This is a genomic window from Sodalis sp. (in: enterobacteria) (genome assembly GCF_047607725.1).
Taxonomy (GTDB): domain Bacteria; phylum Pseudomonadota; class Gammaproteobacteria; order Enterobacterales; family Enterobacteriaceae; genus JBLKSS01.
Genome location: NZ_JBLKSS010000122.1, coordinates 1 through 9,363, shown reverse-complemented (window position 1 = coordinate 9,363; position 9,363 = coordinate 1). Strand labels below are relative to the sequence as shown.

Annotated in this window: 10 protein-coding genes, 3 pseudogenes and 1 riboswitch; of the genes and pseudogenes, 9 read left to right on the top strand and 4 right to left on the bottom strand. The window is 57.4% G+C overall.

Translation table 11 applies throughout. From position 1 onward, the window contains the following. From ACMX3H_RS10745 to ACMX3H_RS10730, 4 genes and pseudogenes are all read left to right on the top strand, one after another. Window positions 1-616 (top strand): annotated as a pseudogene (locus ACMX3H_RS10745) (peptidase dimerization domain-containing protein); the annotation flags it as partial. A 487-nt stretch (window positions 617-1,103) separates the two neighbouring features. Next, window positions 1,104-1,502, top strand: coding sequence for a multidrug/spermidine efflux SMR transporter subunit MdtJ (gene mdtJ, locus ACMX3H_RS10740; RefSeq protein ID WP_025423203.1), 399 nt, complete (start codon window positions 1,104-1,106; stop codon window positions 1,500-1,502). After that, the gene (mdtI, locus tag ACMX3H_RS10735; RefSeq protein ID WP_415210822.1) at window positions 1,489-1,818 is read left to right on the top strand and encodes a multidrug/spermidine efflux SMR transporter subunit MdtI; all 330 of its coding nucleotides are present in this window, start codon (window positions 1,489-1,491) and stop codon (window positions 1,816-1,818) included. Before mdtJ ends, mdtI begins: the two co-directional genes overlap by 14 nt. A 202-nt stretch (window positions 1,819-2,020) precedes the next feature. Continuing rightward, window positions 2,021-2,189: riboswitch (M-box (ykoK) riboswitch) on the top strand. A gap of 125 nt (window positions 2,190-2,314) precedes the next feature. After that, the gene (locus ACMX3H_RS10730) at window positions 2,315-3,286 is read left to right on the top strand and encodes a magnesium transporter (RefSeq protein WP_415210847.1); all 972 of its coding nucleotides are present in this window, start codon (window positions 2,315-2,317) and stop codon (window positions 3,284-3,286) included. A 126-nt stretch (window positions 3,287-3,412) separates the two neighbouring features. Here the strand turns inward: ACMX3H_RS10730 and ACMX3H_RS10725 are convergent, their stop codons facing one another. Continuing rightward, window positions 3,413-3,631, bottom strand: coding sequence for a sigma-S stabilization anti-adapter protein IraP (locus ACMX3H_RS10725; protein ID WP_415210821.1), 219 nt, complete (start codon window positions 3,629-3,631; stop codon window positions 3,413-3,415). Between the two features lie 776 nt (window positions 3,632-4,407). Between ACMX3H_RS10725 and ACMX3H_RS10720 the strand changes: the two genes are divergently transcribed. From ACMX3H_RS10720 to ACMX3H_RS10705, 4 genes and pseudogenes are all read left to right on the top strand, one after another. After that, window positions 4,408-4,581, top strand: a complete 174-nt coding sequence (locus ACMX3H_RS10720; RefSeq protein ID WP_415210820.1) for a hypothetical protein — start codon at window positions 4,408-4,410, stop codon at window positions 4,579-4,581. 24 nt (window positions 4,582-4,605) lie between these two features. Beyond that, the gene (locus ACMX3H_RS10715; protein ID WP_415210819.1) at window positions 4,606-4,995 is read left to right on the top strand and encodes a MurR/RpiR family transcriptional regulator; all 390 of its coding nucleotides are present in this window, start codon (window positions 4,606-4,608) and stop codon (window positions 4,993-4,995) included. A gap of 6 nt (window positions 4,996-5,001) precedes the next feature. Beyond that, complete coding sequence (locus ACMX3H_RS10710; RefSeq protein WP_415210846.1) at window positions 5,002-5,277, top strand: MurR/RpiR family transcriptional regulator; 276 nt, start codon at window positions 5,002-5,004, stop codon at window positions 5,275-5,277. A gap of 53 nt (window positions 5,278-5,330) precedes the next feature. Beyond that, a pseudogene (locus tag ACMX3H_RS10705) lies at window positions 5,331-6,060 on the top strand (N-formylglutamate amidohydrolase); the annotation flags it as partial. A gap of 4 nt (window positions 6,061-6,064) precedes the next feature. On the opposite strand, the pseudogene ACMX3H_RS10700 reads toward ACMX3H_RS10705, so the two are convergent. Continuing rightward, a pseudogene (locus ACMX3H_RS10700) lies at window positions 6,065-7,022 on the bottom strand (D-2-hydroxyacid dehydrogenase family protein). 218 nt (window positions 7,023-7,240) lie between these two features. Between ACMX3H_RS10700 and ACMX3H_RS10695 the strand changes: the two are divergent. Then, window positions 7,241-8,002: an SDR family NAD(P)-dependent oxidoreductase gene (locus ACMX3H_RS10695; protein WP_415210818.1), complete on the top strand. Its 762-nt coding sequence runs from the start codon at window positions 7,241-7,243 to the stop codon at window positions 8,000-8,002. Between the two features lie 18 nt (window positions 8,003-8,020). Here the strand turns inward: ACMX3H_RS10695 and ACMX3H_RS10690 are convergent, their stop codons facing one another. Continuing rightward, window positions 8,021-8,299 carry a helix-turn-helix domain-containing protein gene (locus ACMX3H_RS10690; RefSeq protein ID WP_415210817.1) on the bottom strand — a complete coding sequence of 93 codons (279 nt, stop codon included), beginning with the start codon at window positions 8,297-8,299 and terminating at the stop codon, window positions 8,021-8,023. After that, complete coding sequence (locus ACMX3H_RS10685; RefSeq protein WP_415210816.1) at window positions 8,271-8,912, bottom strand: hypothetical protein; 642 nt, start codon at window positions 8,910-8,912, stop codon at window positions 8,271-8,273. Before ACMX3H_RS10685 ends, ACMX3H_RS10690 begins: the two co-directional genes overlap by 29 nt. Window positions 8,913-9,363 lie beyond the last annotated feature (451 nt).

Genomic DNA, 9,363 nt, shown 5'->3' with positions numbered 1-9,363 from the left:
CTGGCCTGGCCTGGCCTGCCGGCGGGCCATGTCGGCATTAATCCCGGCGCCATGATGGCGTCGCTGGATACGTTCGAGATTACCCTGACCGGCAGGAGTTTCCACGCCGCTATGCCCGAAACGGGGGACGATCCCCTTATTGCCGCCGCTCATCTACTGCTGGCGTTGCAAACTATCACCGCCCGTCACATCTCGCCAACCGATTCGACGGTACTGAGCGTCACCCAGATTAACGGCGGCGTTGCGCTGAATGTGATCCCCGACGATGCGGTATTGTGCGGCATCTTCCGCTGCCTGCAAACGCCGGTGCGTGACCGGGTGAAAACGCTGATTAGCGACCTGGTGGCCGCTCTGCCGCCGTCCTTTGGCGTCAGCGGCGAGGTTACGTTTAGCGTCGGTTATCCGGTCACCCACAATCACGCCGCCGATGGCATCGGAAGACTTTGCTTTTATGCTCGAGGCATGTCCGGACGCCTACTTCTGGCTGGGAGCCGACGGCGAAACGCCCTCCCGTCCCCTGCACAGCGCCAGCTATGATTTTAACGACGCCCTTATCGAGCCGGGGAGCGCGCTGTGGCATGCCATTGTCGAAACGCTCCTGCCCGAGCAGCCATAAGCCTCAGTTCAGCACTTTTTTCCGCGGCCGACTCCCCCACCGCGTGCCGCGCCGCAACAGGGGCGGCGCTTCCTTTCAGCCGATGCTTTACAAATCCTGAAATTTCCCGCTTTGCCTTTTTTCCGCCCTTATGGTAGAAATAGTAGCAGATAATAATTTTATTTTTACGAGGATTTTCGGAATATTACAAGGACTTCAGCTAATAACTGAAAATAACCATGATGTTTACTAAAAGTATTACCCTCAATTGTTCTTCTTACCGGTATTTCATTTTGGCTACCGCTGCCAGTGAGCAGCATTGGTGCGGCGAGCTGTAGCGTATTTTCTTCCAATACCGGTCCTTGGCCTGAGCCAGCCGTTGCCAGGATCCGCGTTAATGATACGTTTGGGGCAACTTACTCCCCGGCGGCAGCAATCTGTGACCGGCCCCAGGCCGCACACCCCCCGGCATAAATGCCCCGACACGCGTGTTGTCGGGAGAATTACCATGATTTACTGGATCTTTTTAGCACTCGCCATTACGGCCGAAGTTATCGGCACGCTGTCGATGAAATATGCCACCGTGAATGGCGAAATGACCGGCCATATTGTGATGTACATTATGATCACCGCCTCCTACATTCTGCTATCGCTGGCGATCAAACGGGTAGCGCTGGGGGTCGCCTATGCGCTGTGGGAAGGCATTGGCATTCTGTTTATTACGTTGTTCAGCGTGATGTGGTTCGATGAGCCCTTCTCGCTGACCAAGCTGACGGGACTGGCAATTTTAGTGGTCGGTATCGTGATGTTGAAATCCGGTACCCGTAAAGCACACGGCGACAACGCCAGCCGCGGCGATAGCGGTCTGAGCGCGCGGCAGAAGGAGCGCCATCATGCAACAGTTTGATCTTTATCACTCCGGCTTTCTGGCTCTGGTGGTGGTACTGGAAATTTTTGCCAACATTCTGCTCAAGATGTCGGACGGTTTCCGTAAACTGTGGCTGGGCATGTTATCGCTGCTGGCGGTGCTCGGCGCCTTCAGCGCTCTCTCCCAAGCCGTCAAAGGCATAGACCTTTCGGTAGCCTACGCCTTATGGGGCGGCTTTGGAATCGCCGCGACTATCGCCGCCGGTTGGATAATGTTCAATCAGCGTTTAAGCCGCAGCGGCTGGGCAGGTTTAGTGTTATTGCTCATCGGTATGGTGGTGATAAAGCTGGCATAATCGAGGAGAACGCCCGGCGACCAAGGGTCCCGCGGGGTTATCCTTCTTCAGCCGAAACCTGCGGTTCATGACCTTATTTACCATCGTCTTATCCGGTCGTTGTTTCTTTTCCCGCGGATGATAATCAACGGCTGATAAACGGAAAGCGTATTCACTTTGCCGGCCATTGTTTGGAACTATATAATTTGCCCGATTTTAATTTTCAGTATCTCGTTTGGCGAGGCTCCTATACAAATACAGGTTACTGATCTGACGACGTCGAGAGACGCCCAAGGTTAGGACAGGCTTTATCGGATTAAGGTTTAGCCCAAAGTAACTTCTGTTATACAGATACGTTGTATAGTGCCAAAACCGTGACGTGGAGATAGGCTGGCTGCGCTCTCTTCTCAGGTTTATGCCCCTTTTGAGAACTGTTGATGTCGAAAACAGCTTTGGGGAACCCATCATGCATTACTCATCTCAACCCTCGACGGTCACTGTCGTAGGGGAAAAAATTATGGATCACGCGGTCGCTTATTATATGAGTAACCAGTACATTGCTATTTCGGGCACCTTGTCCGCAGGTGATGCACGGCAATATTTATTGGATTATCTCACCGACAATGCTATTCCGCCGCAAATTTACATTGTCGATAAAGATAATTATCTGGAAGGACTTCTTTCGGTCAAGCGTCTATTTACCGAAGACAATTCCGATGTGCCGATCGCCAGTTTGATGACGCGAGATTTTGTGGCTGTCGCGCCTGAGCAGGACCGCGAGCAGGTCGCCGAAATGCTGGGTAATCATTTTAACGGCCCGGTGCCGGTGGTGCGCCATGCCAAGCTTATCGGCGAACTTGGCGAGCGGGAAATCGCCGCGCTGCTGCGCGATGAATATACTGAAGACGCCCAACGCCAGGGTGCCAGCCTGCCGCTGGACGAGCCCTATCTCAGCTCTTCACCCTGGCGGCTGTGGCGAAAACGTATCAGTTGGCTGATGCTGCTGTTCGTGGCGGAAGCGTACACCGGCACGGTACTCAAAGCCTTTTCCGATGAATTGGAAGCGGCTATTGTGCTGGCGTTCTTTATTCCGTTACTTATCGGCACCGGCGGCAATAGCGGTACGCAGATCACTTCCACTCTTGTGCGCGCCATGGCGCTGGGCGAAGTCAGCCTGCCCAATCTGCCCGCCGTGTTGCGCAAAGAGATTCCCACGTCGTTTTTGGTGGCGATATCTATCGGATTGGTGGCGTGGATACGCGCCTGGATCCTGAATGTCGGCCCGCAGGTGACGCTGGTGGTCTGCCTGACGCTGATTGCCATTACGATCTGGACGGCGATCGTCTCGTCGGTGATCCCGCTGCTGCTTAAGCGCTTGCATATCGATCCGGCGGTAGTATCAGCACCGTTCATCGCCACCTTTATCGACGGCACCGGGCTGATTATCTATTTTGAAATCGCCAAGCTGGTCATGCATGATTTGGGATGAGGGTTCCCGCGGTAGTAGCATTATAGATTACCATTACAGCTCACCATCGCGCGGGGCGTGCTCTTCGTGGCGCGGCCCTGCCCCAATGCGGGCCCTCCCCCCGGCGGCGCGGGGTGGAAGGCGCGACTAATGGTGTGCTAGATTGTTGTCAGCGTTTTCCTCCACAAAATGCGAAACTGAAATTAACCGGTCGAAATGGGCCAACAATAAATCGGCGGCGCTTGAGAGGATCTCCGCCGAGGCCACCGGCGCCGACAATATCGCTTCCACCTGCGCAGTCAGTTCTTTGGTTTGAACGTCCGCCTTGGCCATTTTAATTAAAAGATCGATCACTAGGTTTTTCATGATGGCTTACTCAATAAGATATTTCCTGTAAACGCTATTAAAAATTTTGCGACGCGTATACTTTACGTCTGCTAATGTTGGCCATGCACCTTCCGATAGCTGATTAATCAGGCGGCCGACGCCACTTGGAGACTGAAGCGGATACGCGTGGCGCCTTTATGACTCGCAGCAACTTGCTAGGTAGGTTGTACGGCATACGCTTTTCCAAGCGTGGGGAAGCGTCGCTTTTTTGCGCAAATGTATTAATGCTTTAGCGAAAAAGCCATTTGTCAGGCGTAGCCGATTAAAAATGCGCCCCGTACAGTCAGGGGCAAAGAAACAACCAGAGGGATACTCAACGGCCAAAATTTTGCAAGGTGGTCCGCGTTGCGGCGTCGCCCCCACGCCAGTCCGGAACCGACATGGTGGCGGTGGCCGTCCGGCGTGGAGCACCCTAAGCCGTAAGGGTAACGCGCGTGTGCTGAGCGAGAACATCAGTGGCCATGCCTGGTTAAGCCAAACCGCGCGCCGTGGCGGGGTTAATGAGCGCGCCGGTTCATCCAGCGCTAATGCCCTGCTTTCTCGCCACATCTTATACGCCGCTGTCGTTAGAATGTGCGGCGTGCTTTCCCGGGTGTTGATACTGTTGCGCCGACACATTAACGCGTCGGACACCTGTAAACTGCTTGCGTCTATTTTATATCTATATAATAAAATCACCGCTGAACCTGTATCTGTAATGAATATGATACCATTGGCGGTCAATAACCTATTTATTATGTAAAAGAGCGGGGCAGATGACGGAACCCCCAACCCTCCCCTCGACGGACGACGCGCCTGAAGCGCCACAGTTGATTCAGCGCCTGCGAACCGGACTGGCCCAGCTCAGCCCAACCGAGAGAAAAGTGGCGCGTGCGCTGCTGGCGGATTACCCCAGCGCAGGATTGGATTCGGTGCAAAGCCTGGCATAGCAGGCCCAGGTCAGCGCGCTGTCGGTGGTACGATTCGCGCTCCGACTGGGATTTCGAGGCTTAGTAGAACTGCAGCAGGCGCTGCGCGCCGAACTTTCCTGGCGGTCGAATGGACCGCTGCAATTACTGGACCGTCGGCAAACCGCCGGCGGCCACGCCGAGCTGATGGAAACCTCGCTGCAGGCCACCTGCCACGCCATCAGCCAGTCGCTGCGTCACATACCGGCTTTCGACATGCAGCAGGCGATTGAACTACTAAGCCAGGGCGGTAAAAGGGTAACGCTGGGCGGCGGGCGATTTAGTCAGTCGCTGGCTATCTATCTGGAACGTCACTTGCGGCAACTGCGACCGCAGGTCATGCTGCTGCCGGAAGTGCCGCATCAACGGATCCTGCCTATCGTCGATGCCGGCTGACAGGACATCTTTGTTTTATTCGATTTTCGCCGTTACCAGCGCACTATGGCGACACTGGCGCAGCAGGTCACCGAGCGCGGTGCGGCTCTGATTCTGGTGACCGACTCACATTTGTCTCCTCTTGCCGCCCATGCCCAGGTCGTACTGCCGGTGCAGGTAGAGTCTTGTTGGCCATTTGATACCCCCGCCACAGCTTTTGTGCTGACGGAAACGCTGGCGCGCTTGGGGGACCAGGCGCTGGAGCGTATGGCGCGGTGGGAGCAGCTCGATCCGCCGGCGTAACGGCCCTTTTCATTTATGGCGCAAAAATGTGCCCAGGAGACACCGCTGACGTGATGAATGCCGCCCTTTCTCCGCCGCTGTTGGCCCCCGACGAACCCGAGTCCGTCGGCATTGCGCGGCCCGGCGCCGCTTCGCCGTTTGTTATTCTCTGTGATCACGCTGGCAAGCGCATTCCGCGCCTGCTCGATTCGCTGGGATTGCCGCGGCGGGAAGTCGCGCGCCATATCGGCTGGGATATCGGCGCGCTCGGCGTTGCGCAAGGGTTGAGCGCGCGGCTGAAGGCCACGCTTGGTCTATCAGCGCTATTCACGGCTGGTTATCGACTGCAACCGACAACCGGACACCCCCAGCGCTATCCCGACCGTCTCGGAGCGAACCCCCATTCCGGGCAATCTGGCGCTGAGTCCCGCCGACCGGGCGGCGCGGCGAGCGGCGATTTTCGATCCTTATCATCAGGCCATCGATGATTTGCTGCACCGCCGCCTCGTGTGCGCTAAGCCGACCTGCCTCATCGCTATGCATAGCTTTACGCCCGCGTTCATGGGTCTTTCCCGGCCCTGGCAGATAGGGGTGCTGTTTGACCGCCAGCCGGCGTTCGCCCGGGAAGTGCTGCGGTTGTTACAGCGGGCGGTGGATCTGGTGGTCGGTGAGAATCAACCTTACGCCTTGGATGATACCGATTACGCGGTGCCGGTTTATGCCTATGGTCATTGCCTGCCGTATGTGGAGATCGAAATCCGGCAGGATTTGATTGCGGATGCCGGCGGGCAACGGGCGTGGGCGGCGCTCAGGTCAGCTGACGCACCGGCGTGCCATTCAGCCATGCCTGGATATCCTCCACCGCTTCGCGAAAATAGAGGCGGTAATTACTGTCGGACACGTAGCCGAGATGTGGGGTCGCCAGCACGTTGGACAACTGGCGTAAACGGTCCTGCGCCGGCAGGGGTTCGACATCAAATACATCCAGCCCGGCGCCGGCAATTCGCCCTTGCTCCAGCGCCGTTATCAGCGCATCACGCTCGACAATGGCCGCCCTTGAGGTATTAATAAGTAACGCGTCTGGCTTCATCTGCGCCAGCTCCGCCGCGCCGATAAGGCCGCGGGTACGCTCGCTTAACACCAAATGAATCGACACGATATCGCTGGCGGCCAGCAACGCCCCTTTCGATGCCGCCAGCGTAACGCCTGCGGCCGCGGCCGATTCCGCGCCAAGATGCTGGCTCCAAGCTATGACCTCCATGCCGAACGCCTGCGCCACCCGGGCCATGGCGCCGCCGATTTTGCCAAGGCCCAACAAGCCCAAGCGTTTTCCCTTAAGCGTCAGTCCCAAGCTATGCTGCCAGGGACCGTTTTGCCGCAGCGCCTGATTCTCCGGCACGATATGGCGCGCCAGGCCCAATATCAGCGCCCAGGTCAACTCCATCGGGGGGACCGAGTCGCTGGCGGTACCACAAACGGTGATATCACGCGCGCGCGGCGTCAAGGTCGATGGCCGCGTTACGCATACCGAACGTCACGACCAACCGCAGCGCCGGCAGCCGATCCATTAGCGAGGCGGTCAATGGCGTGCGCTCGCGCATCACCACGATAATCGCGCAATCGGCAAGCTGCGCCGCCAGCGCGGCTTCATCCTCATAATGGGTCGTCAGGCTGAAAACATCGATGCTGGCGTCGGTAAAGGTCCAATCGGCGAGGGTTAAGGCGACGTGCTGATAATCATCCAGAATGGCGCAACGCAGGCTCATGGCAGATCTCTCAAGCAATAGCAGTGGCAGCGGCGGGCGGCGTTTTTCCCTATCGGTACCCTGCGCTGACCGTTGTCGTCAACGGATAAACACACCATAGCAAAACCGCGACAGTGCCGGCAATGCCGCAAAAGACGACCGCGGGGCCGCGCGCGACAATTGCCAGCAGGTGACGCATCGCGCCGCCCTATGACGATTCTTTTGCTGGAGAAATTATCATGTCTACGTTTCTTTCTACCCCCAATGAAGTCGCCGGCAAAGTGGTGCTGGTCACCGGCGCCGCCAGCGGTATCGGCCGCAGCATCGCTGAGTTGATGCATCAGCGCGGCGCCCGGGTCATCGCCGAAGATATTCAGCCGGAGGTTAACCAACTTGCAGCCGAAGGCCTTATCCCGCTGGTGGCCGACATTACCGCCGATGGGGCTGCGGAGCGGGCGGTAGCACTGGCACAAGGCACGTTTGGCCGCTTGGACATCCTGGTCAACTGCGCCGGCCGTATTCTTTATAAGCCCCTGATTGAATTGACTCGTGAGGAGTGGCAATGGCAGATGGAGACCAACGTCACCGGTGCATTTCTGTATTCTCGCGAAGCAATGAAAGTCATGATACAACAGCGCAACGGCGCGATTGTGAATATCGCCTCTTATGCCGCCTACTTCACCTTTCCCGGCATCGCCGCGTATACCTCCTCCAAAGGCGCGCTGGTGCAGTTGACCCGCACCCAGGCGCTGGAAGCGATTGAATACGGCATCCGGGTGAATGCTATCGGCGTCGGCGACGTGGTGACCAACATTCTTAATCACTTTAGCGAGGATGGTCGGGAATTTCTCGCCGAACACGGGCGCAATGCCCCCATAGGCCGTGCGGCGCACCCCCAGGAGATTGCGGAGATTGCCGCATTCCTGGCCTCCGATCGCGCCAGTTTTATGGTGGGTTCGGTGGTCATGGCCGATGGCGGCATCAGCGTACAGATAGGCTAAGGCCCGCCGCGCGACGCGCTATTGCCGGTAGTGGTTTGGCGATACCCCGACCTCACGCCGAAACACCTGCGAGAAATGACCGGGGCTGGAATAACAGACTTCCAGGCCGATGTCGATAATGCTGCGCCGCGTATCGGCAAGCAATTGGCGGGCGCGCCGCATACGCAACCGAATAAAGTAGTTGGAGGGGGAGAGCCCGGTGGCGTTCTTGAACTGCCGGCTGAAATGGTATTTGCTCAACCCCGCCGCCTGGGCAATCACGGCAAGATCAAACGGCTGCGACAGCTTGGCGTCCATTTCCGCCGTTGCCTTTTGTAAGCGAAACGCCTGCGGCGCAGGCTTCCATGTAGAAGCGCGCCAGGTGGACAGCCAGACATCGCGCCAGGCCGGCGATAAACGTGGCGCTGGTATCATGCCGCCTCAGTAATTCGCGGCGGCATAGGGCAAGCAGCTGTGAAATGACTTCGTCTCGCCCGCCCACCGTTTCGCGGATACGGCACGGCCGGCCCTGCACTTGGGCGACGGCCTCTTCAAGCAGCGACACCCCCAGATAAACGTGCAGGACCTCAAACGGCTCTGGGCCGCGGGCCTGCCAGCGCATTTCATAAGGCACGTCGGTGGCGGTCAAATAAAAATCACCCGCGCTGACGTTCTTCACCTGCCATTGTTCACCGGCGCCACGCTCCTCTACCCGGGCGCAACCGGTGAGGATCCACACCAGCAGCGGCTCTGCCACGGCGGGTACCTGTACGCTATGCTCGGTGCGCTGACGGCGGAAAATCTGTACCAGTATATCCGGTTGCAGATTGTCTTCATTGCCGGCAATGCGCTCCCCCGGGATGTGCGCCTCAAGACCGAGCGGGGTGGTTTGCCCGGTATCCACCTTCACGGCACGCGATGCCCGTTGCACTACGTGTCCCTTCGAGAAGCCAGGAGCCGTCAGCCTGGGATGTGCGGTCGCGACGGCTGAAGCCCTCTGCCCGGCATGCGCTGGTTTCCTCGTGTTGGACCCCATATGGCCTCCGCTTTTTATCGTCAAGCTCGCCGTGTTTTGCACGCGATCTATCGCCGTTGGCCCGCCCCTGCCTGAAAGACCTGGAGTGCGCACTGCATTTTACCGTAAAAGTACTGGATACAATTACAGTATTTCTGTATATTTATTGTACTCCAATGGAGAGCCGTTGCTTTTACTTGAGTGGTGAACATTATGATGATATCTGCAGCGGGCTTTGCAGCCCATCATCAAACCGTCGCAATGAGCAGCCGTGAGTTGGCCGGATTAACCGGCGCCACCCATGGCGAAGTCAAGGTAAGCGTACGCCCAGCGCCGTCTGTTAATTCCCCATCAAGTTATTGAAGAT

Bases quoted from the DNA above. Each gene is read 5' to 3' on its own strand.
- mdtJ (WP_025423203.1), top strand. From the start codon at position 1,104: ATGATTTACTGGATCTTTTTAGCACTCGCCATTACGGCCGAAGTTATC.
- mdtI (WP_415210822.1), top strand. From the start codon at position 1,489: ATGCAACAGTTTGATCTTTATCACTCCGGCTTTCTGGCTCTGGTGGTG.
- ACMX3H_RS10730 (WP_415210847.1), top strand. From the start codon at position 2,315: ATGGATCACGCGGTCGCTTATTATATGAGTAACCAGTACATTGCTATT.
- ACMX3H_RS10725 (WP_415210821.1), bottom strand. From the start codon at position 3,631: ATGAAAAACCTAGTGATCGATCTTTTAATTAAAATGGCCAAGGCGGAC.
- ACMX3H_RS10720 (WP_415210820.1), top strand. From the start codon at position 4,408: ATGACGGAACCCCCAACCCTCCCCTCGACGGACGACGCGCCTGAAGCG.
- ACMX3H_RS10695 (WP_415210818.1), top strand. From the start codon at position 7,241: ATGTCTACGTTTCTTTCTACCCCCAATGAAGTCGCCGGCAAAGTGGTG.
- ACMX3H_RS10690 (WP_415210817.1), bottom strand. From the start codon at position 8,299: ATGGACGCCAAGCTGTCGCAGCCGTTTGATCTTGCCGTGATTGCCCAG.